This is a genomic window from Streptomyces sp. NPDC051662 (assembly GCF_040681655.1).
Taxonomy (GTDB): Bacteria; Actinomycetota; Actinomycetes; order Streptomycetales; family Streptomycetaceae; genus Streptomyces.
Genome location: NZ_JBFAZD010000013.1, coordinates 161,163 through 178,519, shown reverse-complemented (window position 1 = coordinate 178,519; position 17,357 = coordinate 161,163). Strand labels below are relative to the sequence as shown.

Genomic DNA, 17,357 nt, shown 5'->3' with positions numbered 1-17,357 from the left:
CGCCGGGGTCAGCTCGCGTCGGCCGTGACCGGGGCCGCCCATGGCAGGACGATCCAGACCGTCTTGCCGCCCTCCGGGGTCGGGGTGACCGAGAGCTGTCCCCCCTGCTCGGCGGTGAGCGAGCGGACGATCACCATGCCGCGGCCGTTGTCCTGCTGCACGGCCGCAGGCAGCCGTTGCGGCCAGCGCGGATGGCTGTCGGTGACACCGACGCGCAGCTGCTCGTCGCGTTCGAGCCGGATCTCCACGGTGAACGTGGGTGACTGGCCGAGGGTGTGCTGCACCGCGTTGGTGGCCAGCTCCGAGACGATCAGCCGGACCGTCTCGGCCATGTCCTCCCGCGCCGGCAGCCCCCACTCGGCCAGCAGGTCCACGACGTATCTTCGCGCCGCGGTGACCGAGGCGGGATCGCTCGGCAGGGTGATGGATGCTTCCTGGTGGTCTGCCATGGCGACGCCGTCCCTTTCCCGCCGGGCCTGGCTCCGGCACAGAGTGGATGACTGCGCGGAGGGCCTCGGACCGTGCTTCGCGCCAGCCTGCCACTGATCGTGCCGTTCCCAGGGCCGATCCACCGAGATCTGCATATATCTGTCGCTCAAAGCGGTGAACTCTGCAACGCGAGACCGTATTTGGGCGGTGAAAAGATATCTTCTCCGCCGCGGCGCCCAAGGGGGCGACCCACACAGGGCGGGGAGGCAATCATTCATGCGGCATATTCCAGAGGTGCGTCGGCGCAGGCTCGGTGAGGAATTGCGCAAGCTGCGGCAGAGCGCGGGACTGACGAGCGGCCAGACCGCGCGGCTGCTCGGCTGGCATCAGTCGAAGGTCAGCAGGATCGAGACGGGCGTCAGCGGGGTGAAGGACGAGGATCTGGCGGGGCTGCTCGACGCGCTCGGCGTCACCGATCCACAACTGCGGCTGCTGCTCGGTGCCTTGGCCGGTACCACCAACAAGGGACAGGGGTGGTGGATGGCGTACGGCGGCGTGATCCCGCCACAGTACCGGGACTTCATCAGCCTGGAGTCCCAGGCCCGCACCGCGCGCACACTGGAGACCTCCGTGGTCCCGGGGCTGCTCCAGACCCCCGCGTACGCCCGCGCCGTGACGCGTGCCGCGCTCGGCGGGCTGCCCGCCGCGACGGTCGACTCCCTGGTCGAGGTGCGGCTCGCCCGCCAGGAGGTGCTGCGCACCGGCATACCCCTGGAGCTGCACGCCGTGCTGGACGAGGCGGTACTGCGCCGTCAGGTGGGCGGACCGGGCGTGATGCGGGAGCAGTTGCTACGGCTGTCGGAGCTGGCGCGGCTTCCGCATGTCTGTCTTCAGGTGCTGCCGTTCACGGCCGGTGGCTATGTGGGACTCACCGGCCCTTTCGTTATCTTCTCGTTTCCGCACATTACTGATCTGGATTTGGTCGTCCTCGACCATTTGACGAATAGCCTCTATCTGGAACGGAAAGAAGACCTTGAGGCGTACTGCGCGGCGTTCGGCACTATGCAGGCGCATGCCCTCTCGACAGAGGATTCATTGGATCTCATCGCCGGGATCGGTGACGGCGCCTAGGGAGCATCATGACCCCCCACCTGACATGGCCATACGCATGGCATCGCAGCAGCTACAGCACCGGCGCGAACAATTGCGTGGAGTGCGCCCCCAGCGACGCGGGCGGACTGGCCGTACGTGACTCCAAGGAAGTGACCCGACCTCATCTGTTCTTCTCCGTGGACGCCTGGACCTCCTTCGTCTCCGCGCTGCGCGACGGGGCGCCGACGCACTGACCGCTCGGCCCGCCGGGCCCGGTCGGCTCAGCTCGTCCCCCCGGGTGCGAGCGCGACGATCGTGTCCACCGCCGTGCCGATCTGCTGATCCGTCAGATCGGCACGGGCGGTGAGCCGGATTCTGGAGATACCGTCCGGCACCGACGGCGGACGGAAGCAGCCCACGACCAGCCCCGCCGCCCGGCACTCCGCGGCCCAGCGCACCGCCGCCTCAGGTGACGGCGCCCGTACGGAGACCACGGCGGCGTCCGGGCGTACGGCCGTCAGGCCCGCCCGGGTCAGCAGCCGGTGCAGCGTACGGGCCACCTCCCGCGCGCGGTCCGCTCTGGCGGGCTCCCGGCGCAGCAGCCGCAGACTCTCCAGCGCGCCCCCGACGGCCGCCGGCGCCAGTCCGGTGTCGAAGATGAACGTACGGGCCGCGTTGACCAGATGGCCGATGACGCGTGCCGGACCGAGTACCGCGCCGCCCTGGCTGCCCAGGGACTTGGAGAGCGTGACGGTGGCCACCACACCGTCCGCCCCGGCGATGCCCGCCGCGTCCGGCGTGCCCCGGCCGCCCGCCCCGAGCACCCCCAGGCCGTGCGCGTCGTCCACGAGCAGGGCCGCGCCTCGGGTACGGCAGACCTCGGCCAGCTCCCCGAGCGGCGCCGCGTCGCCGTCCACCGAGAACACCGCGTCGCTCACCATGAGCGCCCGCCGCCCGGCGTGCGCGTCGAGTGTCTTGCGTACGGCCTCGGGCTCGGCGTGCGGTACGACCACGGTCTCGGCGCGCGAGAGCCGGCAGCCGTCCACGATCGAGGCGTGATTGCCCGCGTCGGACAGCAGCAGCGAGTCGCGGGCCGTGAGCGCGGTCAGGGCGGCCAGATTGGCCGCGTACCCGGAGGAGAGGACGAGCGCGGCCTCGAAGCCGCAGAACGCGGCCAGTTCCCGTTCCAGTTCGGCGTGCAACTCGGTGCTGCCCGTGACCAGTCGGGAGCCGGTGGCGCCCGCGCCCCAGCGGCGCGCGGCCTCCGCCGCCGCGCCGGTCACCGCGGGGTGGCGGGTGAGCCCCAGATAGTCGTTGCTCGCCAGGTCGAGCAGTTCGGATTCGGCCGGGCGCGGCCGGAGCGTACGGACCAGACCGGACCGTTCGCGGCGACGCGCCTCGTCGTCGGTCCAGCCGAAGGGGTCGCGCTCCATGGTCAGGTCCTTTTGTAGGCAGCGCACAGACCTTAACCGGGTGGCGACCGGGTCAGGGTGTGGTCATACACACACCTCGATCCGACGGTGTTGTGGGGTTCCTCCTTTCCCCGGACGTCCCCGGTGGGCCAGGATCAGCACCATGGACCTGCTGAACACGCTGGTGGAGAAGGGCCTGCGGCGCGAGCCGCCGACCCGCGAAGAAGCGCTCGCCGTACTGGCGACCTCCGACGACGATCTGCTCGAAGTGGTGGCCGCGGCCGGGAAGGTGCGCCGTCAGTGGTTCGGGCGGCGGGTGAAGCTCAACTATCTGGTCAATCTGAAGTCCGGGCTGTGCCCCGAGGACTGCTCGTACTGTTCGCAGCGGCTCGGCTCCAAGGCCGAGATCCTCAAGTACACCTGGCTGAAGCCGGACGAGGCGTCGAAGGCGGCGGCGGCCGGAGTGGCGGGCGGGGCGAAGCGGGTCTGTCTGGTCGCGAGCGGCCGGGGTCCGACGGACCGGGATGTCGACCGGGTCTCGCAGACCATCGAGGCGATCAAGGAGCAGAACGAGGACGTCGAGATCTGCGCCTGTCTCGGGCTGCTCTCGGACGGCCAGGCGGAGCGGCTGCGGGCCGCGGGCGCCGACGCGTACAACCACAACCTCAATACGTCCGAGGGCACCTACGGCGACATCACCACCACCCACACCTATGCCGACCGGGTGGACACGGTGCGGCGGGCGCAGACCGCCGGGCTGTCCGCGTGTTCGGGGCTGATCGCCGGTATGGGGGAGAGTGACGCGGATCTGGTCGATGTCGTCTTCTCGCTGCGCGCGCTGGACCCGGACTCGGTGCCGGTCAACTTCCTGATCCCGTTCGAGGGGACACCGCTCGCCAAGGAGTGGCACCTCACCCCGCAGCGCTGTCTGCGCATTCTGGCCATGACGCGGTTCGTCTGCCCCGATGTGGAGGTCAGGCTCGCGGGCGGGCGCGAGGTGCATCTGCGCTCGATGCAGCCCCTCGCGCTCCATCTGGTCAACTCGATCTTCCTCGGGGACTATCTCACCAGCGAGGGCCAGGAGGGCCGGGCGGACCTGGAGATGATCGCGGACGCGGGCTTCGAGGTGGAGGGCGCGGACACGACCACGCTGCCCGAGCACCGTCGCGGGGGATGCGGTCCGTGTGGCGGGGACGAACCCGGCCGGTCCGCTCCGGATGCCGCGCACGATGAGGCCACGGACACCGGGGCGCCCCGTACGGACCTGGTGACGGTACGCCGCCGCGGCGCCGGTACCGACCTGGCGCCCAATGCCTGACATGGCCCCCGGTGAACTGCTGGCCCTGGACCGGGCCCATGTCTGGCATCCGTACGGCCCCATGCCCGGCCGTGCCGAACCGCTGGTCGTGGAGTCCGCGTCCGGGGTACGGCTGCGGCTCGCCGAACCCGCCCACGGACAGCGCGAGTTGGTCGACGGCATGTCGTCCTGGTGGTCGGCGATCCATGGCTACAACCACCCCGTGCTCAACGCCGCGGCGCGCGGCCAGCTGGACCGTATGAGCCATGTGATGTTCGGCGGGCTCACCCATGAGCCCGCCGTGCGTCTCGCGGCGTTGCTCGTCGACATCACGCCTGAGCCGCTGCGCCATGTGTTCCTCGCCGACTCGGGCTCGGTGTCGGTCGAGGTCGCGGTGAAGATGTGTCTCCAGTACTGGCGTTCGGTGGGCCGCCCGGCGAAGCGGCGACTGCTGACCTGGCGGGGCGGCTACCACGGCGACACCTGGCAGCCGATGTCGGTGTGCGACCCCGACGGCGGGATGCATGACCTCTGGTCGGGGGTGCTGCCCCGGCAGATCTTCGCGGACGCGCCGCCCGCCGGGTACGAGGCGCCGTACGCCGACGGTCTGCGCGCGCTCATCGCCCGGCACGCGGACGAACTGGCCGCGGTCATCGTCGAGCCGGTGGTACAGGGCGCGGGCGGGATGCGGTTTCACTCCCCCGCGTATCTGCGGGTGCTGCGGGAGGCGTGCGACGAGCACGATGTGCTGCTGATCCTCGATGAGATCGCGACGGGGTTCGGACGTACGGGGACGCTTTTCGCCGCCGAGCAGGGGGGCGTCTCGCCCGATGTGATGTGTGTCGGCAAGGCGTTGACCGGCGGGTATCTCACGATGGCGGCGACGCTGTGCACCGCGCGGGTGGCCGAGGGCATCTCGCGCGGCGAGGTCCCGGTGCTGGCGCACGGGCCGACGTTCATGGGCAATCCGCTGGCCGCCTCGGTCGCCCGTGCCTCGATCGAGCTGCTGCTCGACCAGGACTGGGCGCGGGAGGTCAAACGGATCGAGGCGGGCCTGCGCGACGGGCTCGCGCAGGCCGCGTCCCTTCCCGGTGTACGGGATGTACGGGTGCTGGGCGCCATCGGCGTCGTCCAGCTGGATCACGCGGTGGACATGGCGGCCGCGACGCGGGCGGCGGTGCGGGAGGGCGTGTGGCTGCGGCCGTTCCGCGATCTGGTGTACACGATGCCGCCGTATGTCACGGATGACCAGGATGTCGAACGGATCTGCCGCGCGGTGACGGCGGCGGCGGGAGAGGGCTGACGTATGCCGGTGCTGATCGTGACGGGGACCGGGACGGAGATCGGCAAGACCGTCGTCACGGCGGCGGTGGCCGCGGTCGCGCGGGCGCGCGGGCGTTCGGTCGCGGTGCTCAAGCCCGCGCAGACCGGGCTGGGTCCTGACGCGGCGGGTGACGTGGCGGAGGTCGCGCGGCTGGCGGGGTCCGTCACCGCCGTCGAACTGGCGCGGTACCCCGACCCGTTGGCCCCGGCGACCGCGGCGCGGCGGGCCGGCGCGGCGCCGGTGGGGCCGGAGGAGATCGCCGACGCGGCCGAGAAGCTGGCGACCGAGCATGATCTGGTGCTGGTCGAGGGCGCGGGCGGACTGCTCGTACGGTTCGACGAGACGGGCGCGACGCTCGCGGACGCGGCCCGGCTGCTGGCGGCCCCGGTGCTGATGGTGGCCCCCGCCGGGCTCGGCACGCTCAATATGACCGCGCTGACCGCGGAGGCGCTGCGGGCGAGGTCGCTGACGCTCGCGGGGGTCGTGATCGGCAGCTGGCCGGCCGTGCCCGATCTCGCGGCGCGGTGCAATCTGACGGATCTGCCGGAGTCCGCGGGAGCGCCGCTGCTGGGCGCGGTGCCGGAGGGCGCGGGCGCGCTGGCTCCCGGGGAGTTCCGGGAGCGCGCGGCGTCCTGGCTGGCGCCCCGGCTGGACGGACGGTGGGACGCGAGGGCGTTCACGCGGGAGGCGGCGGCGACGGGCCCGTCCGGAGCGGCGGCGGAAGCGGCCGGGACTCCGTGAGGGTGTCCGGCCGGGGTCGGAGCCTCCGGCCGCGCTGACCACGGGACGGAAACCGTTCGCCCCGGACGTACGGCCGATGGTGGGATTGCCCGCATGGATGATTTCCGGATACGGGCCGCGACGCCGGCCGACCTCGACGCGGTGCTGGCCTTCTGGAAGGACGCCGCGGAGGGCACCAGCATCACGGACGACCGCGACGGCATCGAGCGGCTCGTGGCCCGCGACCCCGAGTCCCTGATCCTCGCGGAGCGCGACGGCGCGATCGCGGGCACGGTGATCGCGGGCTTCGACGGCTGGCGCTGTCATCTGTACCGGCTCGCGGTCCATCCGGACCAGCGGCGTCTGGGGATCGGCGGCGCGCTGCTGACGGCGGCGGAGGAGCGCTTCGTACAGCTGGGCGGGAGGCGCGGCGACGCGATGGTGCTCGACCGCAATGAACTGGCGCGGCACACCTGGCGGGCGTCCGGCTACACCCCTCAGCCGCAGTGGACCCGCTGGGTGAAACCGCTGGGTGAGACGGCGGCGTGAAACCGCTGGGTGCCGGCTGATCCGCTGGCAGACGGCTGCCGGACGGCCGATGTCGCGCGATCCTCCCCTCGCTGACCGATCCTGGGGCTGACCCATCCTGGGACGGAGGTGAATCGATGACCGAGGTGCTTCTGCTCGTCGTGGCGGTGCTGCTGTCGCTCGCCTGCGGGGCCTTCGTAGCGGCGGAGTTCTCCCTCACCACCGTTGAGCGCGGAGAGCTGGAACGGGCCGCCGCGCGCGGGGAGCGGGGGGCCGCGGGTGCGCTGAAGGCCGCACGGAGCCTCACCTTCCAGCTCTCCGGCGCCCAGCTGGGGATCACCGTGACCAATCTGCTGGTGGGCATGGTCTCCGAGCCGTCCATCGCCGCACTGATCCGCGGGCCGGTCGAGGCCGTGGGGCTGTCCCCCGCCGTCTCCTCCTCGCTGGCGCTGGTGATCGGTACGGCCCTGTCGACCGTCTTTCTGATGATCGTCGGCGAGCTGGTACCGAAGAACTGGGCGATCTCGTCGCCGCTGGCCGTCGCCAAGGTGGTGGCCACCCCCCAGCGGTATTTCAGCGCGGTCTTCCGTCCGTTCATCGGTCATCTCAACAACACCGCCAACCGGATCGTGCGCGGGTTCGGCCTTGAGCCCACCGAGGAGCTGGCCTCCGCGCGCGGACCCAAGGAGCTGGCCGCCCTGGCCCGGCACTCCGCGAAGGAGGGCGCGCTGGAGGCGGACACCGCCGAGCTGTTCGTACGGACGCTCAGCCTGTCCGCGCTGACCGCCGAGAACGTGATGACCCCACGGGTGCGGGTGATGGCCCTCGATGTGCGTGCCACGGCGGAGGATGTCGCCAACGCCAGCCGCGCCACCGGCCTCTCGCGCTTTCCCGTCTACCGGGGCAGTCTGGACACCGTCGTCGGCACCGCGCACATCAAGGACGTACTGGCGCTCCCCGCCGAGCGGCGGCCCCGGCAGCCGGTGGCCGGACTGCTGCGCGAACCGCTGCGGGTGCCGGAGACCCTGACGGTGGACCAGCTGCTCGACCGGCTGTCGGGCGGTGCCACGATGGCCGTCGTGATCGACGAGTACGGCGGGACGGCGGGCGTCGTGACGCTGGAGGACATCGTCGAGGAGGTCGTCGGCGAGGTGCGCGACGAGCACGATCCGCAGGAGATCCCCGGTCTGGCGCTGCTGGGCGAGGACGCGGAGGGCCATGGGCTCTGGTCGGCGGACGGCGCGGCGCGGGCCGACCAGCTGAGGAACGTCGGACTGCGGATGCCGGAGGGGCCCTACGAGACGCTCGCCGGTCTGGTCGCCATGGAGCTGGGCCGAATCCCCGCCGAGGGCGACCGTCTCGTACTGGACGGCTGGGAGCTGGAGGTCGTGGACGCCACGGGACGGCGCGCGGCCCGGCTGCTGCTGCGCGCGCCCCCGTCGCCTGCCGAGGACGGTGAGGAGGAGGGATGATCATCGCGCTCCAGCTGTTCGTCGGTCTGCTGACGCTGGTCGTCAACGCCTTCTTCGTCGCGTCCGAGTTCGCCCTGATCTCCGTACGCCGCAGCCAGATCGAGCCGGAGGCGGAGGCCGGCAACCGGCGGGCGCGCCATGTCATCTGGGGTCTGGAGCATGTGTCGGCGCTGCTGGCGGCGGCGCAGCTGGGCATCACGCTGTGCACGCTGGTGCTCGGTATCGTCGCCGAGCCGGCCATCACGCATCTGCTGGAGCCGGTCTTCCGCGCGGTGGGGGTGCCGCGCGGCCTGGTGCATCTGATCTCGTTCCTGATCGCGCTCACCGTGGCCACCTATCTGCACATGCTGCTCGGCGAGATGGTGCCGAAGAATGTCGCCCTGGCCGGTCCCGCGCGGGCGGCGCTGCTGCTCGGCCCGCCGCTGGTCGCGCTGGCGCGGGCGCTGCGCCCGGTGATCTTCACGGTCAACGCCTTCGCCAACGCGCTGCTGCGGCTGCTCCGGGTGGAGACGAGGGACGAGGTGACCGCCACCTTCTCCGACGACGAGCTGGCCCGTCTGGTCACGGACGCGGGCCACGCGGGGCTGCTGGACGACCGGGCGGCCGAGCGGCTGCACGACGCGCTGGAGCTGGGACGCAAGCCGGTGCGCGAGGTGGTGATGCCCCTGGAGCGGGTGGTCACCGCGCGGCTCGGGATCACCCCGGAGGGGCTGGAGAGCCTGGCGGTGGAGACCGGGTTCTCGCGCTTCCCGGTGGTGGACACCTCGCGGCGGATCCTCGGCTATCTCCATGTGAAGGACGCGCTGGACGCCGGACCGCGCGACGAACCGTTCCCCCTCCAGGGGATGCGGACGATCGCGCGGGTACGGGCCACGACGCCGATGGACGACGTACTGACGGCGATGCGCCGCAGCCGAACCCATCTGGCCGCGGTCGAGGACGAGGAGGGCAGGCTCGAAGGGCTGGTGACGATGGAGGACGTACTGCGCGAGCTGGTGGGCAGGCACGCGTAGGACGTGCGGGGCGCCGGGGGGGCGTGCGGAGGGTGTGCGGAGCGCGGGGGGCGTGCGGGGCGGCGCGTCGCGAACGTCCCGCCGGGGCCCCTTGGAGCGCGGTCCATACCGAGCGGTACGATCGCTCCGCCATGGAGATGAATGCCAACTACACCAGTTTCGTCGCGGTCGGTGACTCCTTCACCGAGGGCATGTCCGACCTCCTCCCCGACGGCTCGTACCGCGGCTGGGCGGATCTGCTCGCCGGCCGGCTCGCGGCCCGTACCCCCGGGTTCCGGTACGCGAATCTCGCGGTACGCGGAAAGCTCATCGGCCAGATCGTCGCGGAGCAGGTGGATGTCGCCGCCGCGATGAAACCGGATCTGGTGACGCTGGTCGGCGGGCTCAATGACACCCTGCGGCCGAAGGTCGACATGGGACGGGTGCGCGGGCTGCTCGCCGAGGCGGTGGAACGGCTCGCCCCGGCCTGCGGACAGCTGGTGCTGATGCGCAGCCCCGGCCGGAACGGCCCGGTGATGGAGCGGTTCCGGCCGCGGATGGAGGAGCTGTTCTCCTTCGTGGACGAGCTGGCCGCGCGCCATGGCGCGCTGGTCGTCGATCTGTACGGGGCTCCGGCGCTCGGTGATCAGCGGCTGTGGGACGCGGACCGGCTGCATCTGACCGGCGAGGGCCATCGCCGGGTCACCGAGGCCGTCTGGCAGACGCTGGGGCTGGCCGCGGAGGACGACTGGCGCGCGGAGCTGCCGCCGGCCGTGCCCGTGGGGTGGCCCACGCGGCGGACGAGCGACCTCCGGTTCGCCCGGCGGCATCTCGGACCGTGGATCATGCGTCGGGTCACGGGGCGCTCCTCCGGGGACGGCCGGCCCGCGAAGCGGCCGGAGCTGCTGCCGTACGAGACGTACAAGACGCATGAGACGCACGAGACGCACACGACGCACGGGGCAGCGACGTACGGGACACCGGGGACCCACGACATACCGGAGCCCGGCTCCGGCGCGCGCGGGCTTCCGTAGCAAGCCACAAAAACGCCCGCGGCGCCGACCTGCACAAACCGCCTATAGAATCCCTTCACGTGACTGCCAAGCCTCGTATCCCCAATGTCCTTGCCGGCCGCTACGCCTCGACGGAACTGGCCGTGCTGTGGTCGCCCGAGCAGAAGGTGAGGCTGGAGCGTCAGCTCTGGCTCGCCGTGCTGCGGGCCCAGCGGGATCTGGGGATCGAGGTGCCCGAGTCCGCCCTCGCCGACTACGAGCGCGTCCTCGACCAGGTCGATCTGGCGTCGATCGCCGAGCGGGAGAAGGTCACCCGGCACGATGTGAAGGCGCGGATCGAGGAGTTCAACGCGCTCGCCGGCCATGAGCAGGTGCACAAGGGGATGACCTCCCGCGATCTGACGGAGAACGTCGAACAGCTCCAGATCCGGCTGTCCCTGGAGCTGACGCGGGACCGTACGGTCGCGGTGCTCGCCCGCCTCGGCAAGCTCGCGGGCGAGTACGGGGAGCTGGTCATGGCCGGCCGCTCGCACAACGTCGCCGCGCAGGCCACGACGCTCGGCAAGCGGTTCGCGACCGCCGCGGACGAACTGCTCGTCGCGTACGGACGCCTGGACGATCTCCTCGGCCGCTACCCGCTGCGCGGGATCAAGGGCCCGGTCGGCACCGCGCAGGACATGCTCGATCTGCTGGGCGGGGACACCGCGAAACTGGCCGAGCTGGAACTCCGCATCGCCGGGCATCTGGGCTTCGCCCAGGCCTTCACCTCCGTCGGCCAGGTGTATCCCCGCTCCCTGGACTACGACGTGGTGACCGCGCTGGTGCAGCTGGCGGCGGCGCCGTCCTCGGTCGCCAAGACCATCCGGCTGATGGCCGGGCACGAGCTGGTCACCGAGGGCTTCAAGCCCGGCCAGGTCGGCTCCTCCGCGATGCCCCACAAGATGAACACGCGCTCCTGCGAGCGGGTCAACGGCCTCATGGTGATCCTGCGCGGCTACGCGTCGATGACCGGCGAGCTGGCGGGCGACCAGTGGAACGAGGGCGACGTCTCCTGCTCGGTGGTCCGCCGGGTGGCGCTGCCGGACGCGTTCTTCGCCTTCGACGGACTGCTGGAGACCTTCCTGACGGTCCTCGACGAGTTCGGCGCGTTCCCCGCGGTCGTGGCGCGTGAACTGGACCGCTATCTGCCGTTCCTGGCCACGACCAAGGTGCTGATGGGCGCCGTACGGGCCGGGGTGGGCCGGGAGGCGGCGCACGAGGTCATCAAGGAGCACGCCGTGGCCTCGGCCCTCGCCATGCGCGAACAGGGCGCCGAACGCAATGAGCTCCTCGACCGGCTGGCCGCGGACGACCGCATGCCGCTCGACCGGCCCGCGCTGGACGCGCTGATGGCGGACAAGCTCTCCTTCACGGGCGCGGCGGAGGACCAGATCGCGACGGTGGTGTCCCGCGTCGAGGAGATCGTGAAGCGCCACCCGGAGGCCGCGGGCTATACGCCGGGCTCGATCCTGTGACCTCCGGATGAGGCCCGAGGAGCTCGAAGCCGCCCGGGACCGCGTCATCCCCGACGTGGTCGCGGGCGGTCTGCGTGTGCTGTTCTGCGGCATCAACCCGGGCCTGATGTCCGCGGCCACGGGCCACCACTTCGCCCGCCCCGGCAATCGGTTCTGGCCGGTGCTGCACCTGTCCGGCTTCACCCCGCGACAGCTGAGGCCCGCCGAGCAGGACGAGCTGCTGACATACGGCCTGGGCATCACCAATGTGGCGGCGCGGGCCACGGCACGGGCCGACGAACTGACCGACGAGGAGTTCCGCGAGGGCGGCCGGCTCCTCGCGGTGAAGGTGGCACAGCTGCGGCCGAACTGGCTGGCGGTCGCGGGCATCACGGCGTACCGGACGGCGTTCGACGACAAGAAGGCGCGCATCGGACCGCAGGAGCGGACGATGGGCGACACCAGGATCTGGGCCCTGCCCAACCCGAGCGGCCTGAACGCGCATTGGACGGCTAGGGCGTGTCTTCAAAGTAGCGCCGTCCGCCCGGAGGGCGGGCCCGGCGGCGTCCGGCGCGTGCGATCGCAAGGCGGAGGGTCTCCCCAGTACTGGACGTACTGGGGTGACCCGACAACGCAGCGAGCGTGCGTGCCGGGCGTCGCCGGGCAGGCGGGACTTTGAAGACACGCCCTAGGACGATGGCGGCGGAGTTCGCGCGGCTGCGGGCGGCCTCGATGGCCGCGTAGGTCCCGTCCGGTCGAGCGGGCCGTTCCCCGATCTCACAGGGCGTCACACCCAGGGCCTTTCGGACGCGACGCGGTGCGCCGCGTGATGTGACCGGGCGGCCGGAGAACAATGGGACCATGTCTCATATCGCGCCGGGTGGCGATCCGCCTCCGTTGAGCTGGGAAACGCCCGCGGAGCGGGCCGACCGCAATCTGCTCGAACTTCTGCAGGAACTGCGGGTCGTGCAGACCGGCGTGCAGATCGTCTTCGCTTTCCTTCTCGGTGTGGCCTTCACGAACCGGTTTCTCCACCTCGACCACCTCGAACGCGGCACCTACGTGGTGACGTTGCTGCTCACGGTGGTCTCCTCGGCGGTGCTCGCGACTCCGGTCGCACTGCACCGCGGGCTGTTCCACCGGGGCGCCAAGATCCGGATCGTCGCCCTGTCCGCGCGGCTCGCCGAAGTCGGGCTGGTCTTCCTCGCCCTCGCGCTCAACGGCGTTGTTCTCCTGCTCATGGATGTCGTCCTCGGGCTGACCGCCGCCATCGCGATCACGGCCGCGACGCTCACCCTGTTCACCGGCCTGTGGTTCGTCCTCCCGAGGGCGCTACGCCGCCCGGCCCCATGACGCGGGCGGGCACTCACCCCGGCCCGGGTGGGACGCACCACTCGCAGCACCGGCGGGCACCGAGTACCATCCGCCTACACGCGCACGAGCTTGGAGGACACACCGTGGGGCGGCTGACCGGTGGAGACCCTTCGCTCCTGCGGCGGATCAACTCCGCGGTGGTGCTGCACTCCCTGCGGGACTCCGGTGATCTCACGCTGACGGATCTGACCCGGATCACGGGGCTCTCCCGGCCGACGGTCGAGGGCGTGGTGGAGGGCCTGATAGAAACGGGCCTGGTCGTGGAGTCCGCGCCGGCGGAGGGCGGGACCCGTAAGCAGGGCCGGCCGGCGCGCCGGTTCCGGTTCCGGGCCGAGGCCGGATATCTGCTGGGCATCGAGATCGGGCCGCACCGGGTGGCCGCGCTGATCTCCGGGCTGGACGGCCGGATCATCGGCGCCGGTTCACGGGTGGTCTCGGAGACGGCCGACGCGGACGAGCGCCTCGAACGCGTACGGCTGGTCGTCGCCGATGTGCTGCGCCGCACCGGGGTGTCACGCGGTTCGCTGCGCGCGGTCGGGGTCGGCAGCCCCGGCATCGTGGAGGCCGACGGGACCGTACGGCTGGGCACCGCGCTGCCGCAGTGGACCGGGCTGCCGCTCGGCGAGCGGCTGCGGCGCTCGTTCCGCTGTCCGGTGCTGGTGGAGAACGACGCCAACACGGCGGCCGTGGCCGAGCAGTGGAAGGGCGCGGCCATCGACTCCGACGACATCGTCTTCGTACTGGCCGGGCTCAGCCCCGGGGCGGGCGCCCTGATCGGCGGCCGGCTGCACCGCGGCTTCGGTGGCGCGGCCGGTGAGATCGGGGCGCTGCATCTGCTGGGGCGCGGCGCGAGTCCGGAGGCGCTGCTGTCGACGACGGACGAGCCGCTGCATCCGCTCGACGAGCAGGCGGTGGCGAAGGTCTTCGCCGATGCCAAGGGCGGGGACGTCCGGGCTCAGGAGGCGGTCGAGCGGTTCACCGAGCGGCTGGTGCACGATGTGGCGGCGCTGGTGCTGGCGCTGGATCCGGAGCTGGTGGTGATCGGCGGCTGGGCCGCCGGGCTCGACGGCGTACTGGACCCGCTGCGTGACGCGCTCTCCCGCTTCTGTCTGCGCCCGCCGCGCGTGGCGCTCTCGCTGCTCGGCGAGGCGGCGGTGGCCACGGGCGCGCTGCGGCTGGCGCTCGACCATGTCGAGGAGCAACTGTTCGCGGTGGAGGGTACGGTGACGGCCCGCCGCTGAGCGACGGGCCGCTTGAAGGGGCTGGGTGAACGGGCCTCAGGACGCGCGGCGCTCCTGCGGCTCCTCGCTGATCTCCAGGTCACCGGAGTCCCCGAACGTGAGCCGGCAGGTGTCGGCGCGGTATGTGGCCACCGATACGGCGGCGTTACGGCCCGCCACGACATAGCGCGTCGTGACGACGAGGACGGGTGCGCCGGGCAGCCGGTCCAGCTCCCTGGCGTCGTCCGCGCGCGCGGAGCCCAGTTCCACGGCGCGGTCCTGGCCGTCGAGGCCGAGGCGCTGGAGCTCACGCAGGACGGCGCGGGCACGCACGGGCCCCTCGGGCGACTCGATGGCCGACAGCTCGGGCACCGACGAGGCGGGTACGTAGAGCAGTTCGGCCGCGACGGCCTGGCCATGGGTGGAGCGGACCCTGCGGACGGTGTGGACCTCTTCGCCGGCGTCCGTCTCCAGCAGCCGGGCCACCGCGGTGGGCGCGGGCGCCATGGCACAGTCGACGGGCTGCCAGGCGTCCTGTACGGTGCCGGGCCATTCGTGCTGGGTGGTGGAGACATCGACACCCACGCGCGGCGGGGCGACGGTCGTGCCGACCCCGCGGCGGCGCTGGAGCCGGCCTTCCAGCTCCAGCTGTTCGAGCGCCTGCCTGAGCGTGGCGCGGGCGACTCCGAAACGGGCGGCCAGATCACGCTCGTTGGGCAGGACCTCCCCCACCGCGAAGTCGGAGTCGAGCGCTTCGCCGAGCACGGTCTTGAGGTGCCAGTACTTAGGCTCCGGCACTGCTTCCAGCTGCGTGGTCCCCACCCTGATCCTCCGCAATCGCCGTCTCTCCGGCGGGTTTTCCATGCCCTTGTTTATTAAAGGTTCCTGCACTAAATAGTGACGATAGGACGGGCCATCCTGTTGGTCAAGACCAATCCTCCGTCGGTCACGGAGAGAAGTCACTCTCCGACGCAGGGTGTTCACAGTACGTTCGTACGCTGGTGAGGCGCGCGTGACACAGGCCCGGCCGTCCGGATCGGACCCGGCGCCGGGAGTCGGCGGAAGCGACGAGCAGGGCTTACGCGGAGGGGCGCTCCAGGGCGGCGCCACTGAGCTTGTCCGGATTCCGCACGATGTAGACGCGCTCCACCTTGCCGTCCCCGATCTCCAGCTGGAGGACGAGATCGGGTACTCCGCCGTCGAGGACGAGCACCGCGGGGGCGCCGTTGAACTCCATGGCCCGCAGCTCGAACAGCGCCGCTCCCTCCGCGACGGCGAACATGAACCGGCCCACCTTGTCGGCGCCCTCGATGATCCGCAGCGGCGCCTTGGCCTTGCCGCCGCTGTCGCCGATCAGCCGTACGTCGGGCGCCAGCAGGGCGAGCAGCGCGTCGAGATCGCCGCCACCCGCGGCGGCGAGGAACCGCTCGGTGAGGGCGCGGCGTTCGGCCGGATCGACGTCGTAGCGCGGCCTGCGTTCCTCGACATGGCGCCGGGCCCGGCCCGCCAGTTGTCTGACGGCGGCCTCGCTGCGCTCCAGGGTGACGGCGATCTCGCCGAACGGGAAGCCGAACGCCTCGCGCAGCACGAACACCGCGCGCTCCAGTGGTGAGAGGGATTCGAGGACGACCAGCACGGCGACGGACACCGAGTCGGCGAGCACGGCGCGCTCGGCCGTGTCGGGGAGTTCGGGTCCGAAGTCGGTGACGATCGGTTCGGGCAGCCAGGGGCCGACATAGGACTCGCGCCGCGCCTTCGCCTGCCGGAGCCGGTCGATGGCGAGGCGCGTGGTGATCCGTACGAGATACGCGCGCGGCTCGCGGATGTCCGCGCGCTCGGCGGCGCTCCAGCGCAGCCATGCCTCCTGCACCACGTCCTCGGCGTCGGCGACCCCACCGAGCATGCGGTAGGCGACCCCGGTCAGTACGGGCCGGTGCGCTTCGAATTCGTCGGTGCTCGCGGTGTCGGTCGCCACCTTCCCATCCCAGCCGATGGGCGTACCGGCTGTCCAGGCGATTTGGCCGTCGCGTCAGGGCCGGGAGTGCTGACGGTGCGCCGGTTCACCCTCCCGGGCAACGTCCCTGGGCCGCCGCCGCTTCGCCAGGACTCCCGAGCCGCCGGCCACCCCCGCGCCCACCAGCAGACTCCCGGCCGCCTGTGCCGCGCCGTAGGTCCCCGTTCCCACCAGGGGCGCGGTGAGCGCCGCTGAGACCGGGATCAACCCCGAGAAGAGCGTGGCGCGTTCGGCGCCGATCCGCTGTATGCCCATGTACCAGCAGACGAAGCCGACGACGGTCACCACCACGGCCTGCCAGAGCAGCGCCGCGCTCTCCTGGCCGGTCGGGACGCGCAGTACGTGGGCGCCGTCGAGGACGAGTCCGATGATCAGGGACTCCACGGCCGCGATCCCGCAGACCGTGGCCGACAGCAGCCGGGGGCCGAGCGGTCGCAGTACCGGTACGGCGATGACCGCGAAGCCGACCTCACCGAGGAGCGCGCCCACCGACCAGACGATGCCGGCCGGGTCCGTACGGCCCCATCCCTGGACGGCGAAGGCGCCGGCCGCCACCAGGAGCGCCCCGATCACCGCCGGGCGGGCCGGCCGGCGGCGGGCCGTCAGCGGGATCAGTACGGCGACCACGATCGGCGCGCATCCGACGAAGACGCCGGGGACGGCGGGCTCCGCGGTGCGTTCCGCGGCCAGGATCGCGAGGTTGAACCCGACCATGCCGATCGCCGCGAGCGCCGCGAGCCGCCCCCACTGGCGGCGGCTCAGCGAGCGCAGGGCGGCCGTGCCACCGCGGCCGGTCAGGGGCAGGAGCAGCAGGCAGGCGATCCCGTAGCGCAGGGCCTGGCCGCCCGCGTACGGATAGGCGCCGAGGAGGCTGTTGGCGGTGAAGGAGGCGCCGACGAGGACGCAGGCGAGGGCGGCGAGGAGCGCCCCTTGGACGGAGTTCGCTTTCATGGGGCCGACGCTAGGGAGTCGCGCGG

General features: G+C 71.8%; 17 protein-coding genes and 1 pseudogene. 13 read left to right on the top strand and 5 right to left on the bottom strand.

Going from position 1 to position 17,357, the window contains the following annotated elements; genetic code table 11:
- Positions 1-8: 8 nt before the first annotated feature.
- Positions 9-449: an ATP-binding protein gene (locus AB0M67_RS22950; RefSeq protein WP_365748141.1), complete on the bottom strand. Its 441-nt coding sequence runs from the start codon at positions 447-449 to the stop codon at positions 9-11.
- Positions 450-705: 256 nt separating this feature from the next.
- Here AB0M67_RS22950 and AB0M67_RS22945 point away from each other — a divergent pair, with 256 nt between their 5' ends.
- Both AB0M67_RS22945 and AB0M67_RS22940 read left to right on the top strand, forming a co-directional pair.
- Positions 706-1,560 carry a helix-turn-helix transcriptional regulator gene (locus AB0M67_RS22945; RefSeq protein WP_365748139.1) on the top strand — a complete coding sequence of 285 codons (855 nt, stop codon included), beginning with the start codon at positions 706-708 and terminating at the stop codon, positions 1,558-1,560.
- An 8-nt stretch (positions 1,561-1,568) separates the two neighbouring features.
- On the top strand, positions 1,569-1,775 hold the full coding sequence (locus tag AB0M67_RS22940) for a DUF397 domain-containing protein (protein ID WP_365748137.1): 207 nt from the start codon (positions 1,569-1,571) through the stop codon (positions 1,773-1,775).
- A 27-nt stretch (positions 1,776-1,802) separates the two neighbouring features.
- On the opposite strand, the gene AB0M67_RS22935 is transcribed toward AB0M67_RS22940, so the two are convergent.
- A complete protein-coding gene (locus tag AB0M67_RS22935) occupies positions 1,803-2,954 on the bottom strand; it encodes an 8-amino-7-oxononanoate synthase (protein WP_365748135.1) in 1,152 nt (383 codons plus the stop codon).
- Between the two features lie 142 nt (positions 2,955-3,096).
- On the opposite strand from AB0M67_RS22935, the gene bioB reads away from it, so the two are divergent.
- The 11 genes and pseudogenes from bioB to AB0M67_RS22880 all read left to right on the top strand — a co-directional run bounded on the left by bioB (position 3,097) and on the right by AB0M67_RS22880 (position 14,387).
- Entirely contained in the window at positions 3,097-4,251 is a 1,155-nt protein-coding gene (gene bioB, locus AB0M67_RS22930; RefSeq protein WP_365748133.1) for a biotin synthase BioB, read from the top strand.
- Positions 4,244-5,533 (top strand): adenosylmethionine--8-amino-7-oxononanoate transaminase, encoded by a 1,290-nt coding sequence (locus AB0M67_RS22925; protein ID WP_365748131.1) that lies wholly within the window; start codon positions 4,244-4,246, stop codon positions 5,531-5,533. The genes bioB and AB0M67_RS22925 overlap by 8 nt, the downstream gene beginning before the upstream one ends.
- Before the next feature lie 3 nt (positions 5,534-5,536).
- Positions 5,537-6,295 carry a dethiobiotin synthase gene (gene bioD / locus AB0M67_RS22920; RefSeq protein WP_365748129.1) on the top strand — a complete coding sequence of 253 codons (759 nt, stop codon included), beginning with the start codon at positions 5,537-5,539 and terminating at the stop codon, positions 6,293-6,295.
- Between the two features lie 93 nt (positions 6,296-6,388).
- Entirely contained in the window at positions 6,389-6,823 is a 435-nt protein-coding gene (locus AB0M67_RS22915; protein ID WP_365748127.1) for a GNAT family N-acetyltransferase, read from the top strand.
- A 116-nt stretch (positions 6,824-6,939) separates the two neighbouring features.
- Positions 6,940-8,274 carry a hemolysin family protein gene (locus tag AB0M67_RS22910; protein ID WP_365748125.1) on the top strand — a complete coding sequence of 445 codons (1,335 nt, stop codon included), beginning with the start codon at positions 6,940-6,942 and terminating at the stop codon, positions 8,272-8,274.
- Positions 8,274-9,287: a hemolysin family protein gene (locus AB0M67_RS22905; RefSeq protein WP_365748258.1), complete on the top strand. Its 1,014-nt coding sequence runs from the start codon at positions 8,274-8,276 to the stop codon at positions 9,285-9,287. Before AB0M67_RS22910 ends, AB0M67_RS22905 begins: the two co-directional genes overlap by 1 nt.
- A 131-nt stretch (positions 9,288-9,418) precedes the next feature.
- Positions 9,419-10,300 carry an SGNH/GDSL hydrolase family protein gene (locus AB0M67_RS22900; RefSeq protein ID WP_365748123.1) on the top strand — a complete coding sequence of 294 codons (882 nt, stop codon included), beginning with the start codon at positions 9,419-9,421 and terminating at the stop codon, positions 10,298-10,300.
- Positions 10,301-10,359: 59 nt separating this feature from the next.
- Positions 10,360-11,793: an adenylosuccinate lyase gene (gene purB, locus AB0M67_RS22895; RefSeq protein ID WP_365748121.1), complete on the top strand. Its 1,434-nt coding sequence runs from the start codon at positions 10,360-10,362 to the stop codon at positions 11,791-11,793.
- Positions 11,794-11,800: 7 nt separating this feature from the next.
- Positions 11,801-12,283, top strand: a pseudogene (gene mug / locus AB0M67_RS22890) (G/U mismatch-specific DNA glycosylase); the annotation flags it as partial.
- A gap of 350 nt (positions 12,284-12,633) precedes the next feature.
- Positions 12,634-13,125, top strand: coding sequence for a DUF6328 family protein (locus AB0M67_RS22885; protein ID WP_365748119.1), 492 nt, complete (start codon positions 12,634-12,636; stop codon positions 13,123-13,125).
- Between the two features lie 104 nt (positions 13,126-13,229).
- Positions 13,230-14,387: an ROK family transcriptional regulator gene (locus tag AB0M67_RS22880; RefSeq protein WP_365748118.1), complete on the top strand. Its 1,158-nt coding sequence runs from the start codon at positions 13,230-13,232 to the stop codon at positions 14,385-14,387.
- Positions 14,388-14,423: 36 nt separating this feature from the next.
- Here the strand turns inward: AB0M67_RS22880 and AB0M67_RS22875 are convergent, their stop codons facing one another.
- The 3 genes from AB0M67_RS22875 to AB0M67_RS22865 all read right to left on the bottom strand — a co-directional run bounded on the left by AB0M67_RS22875 (position 14,424) and on the right by AB0M67_RS22865 (position 17,331).
- Positions 14,424-15,188, bottom strand: a complete 765-nt coding sequence (locus AB0M67_RS22875; protein WP_365748116.1) for a GntR family transcriptional regulator — start codon at positions 15,186-15,188, stop codon at positions 14,424-14,426.
- A 256-nt stretch (positions 15,189-15,444) separates the two neighbouring features.
- Complete coding sequence (gene sigJ / locus AB0M67_RS22870) at positions 15,445-16,341, bottom strand: RNA polymerase sigma factor SigJ (protein WP_365748114.1); 897 nt, start codon at positions 16,339-16,341, stop codon at positions 15,445-15,447.
- A gap of 54 nt (positions 16,342-16,395) precedes the next feature.
- Positions 16,396-17,331 carry a DMT family transporter gene (locus AB0M67_RS22865; RefSeq protein ID WP_365748112.1) on the bottom strand — a complete coding sequence of 312 codons (936 nt, stop codon included), beginning with the start codon at positions 17,329-17,331 and terminating at the stop codon, positions 16,396-16,398.
- Positions 17,332-17,357: the final 26 nt, after the last annotated feature.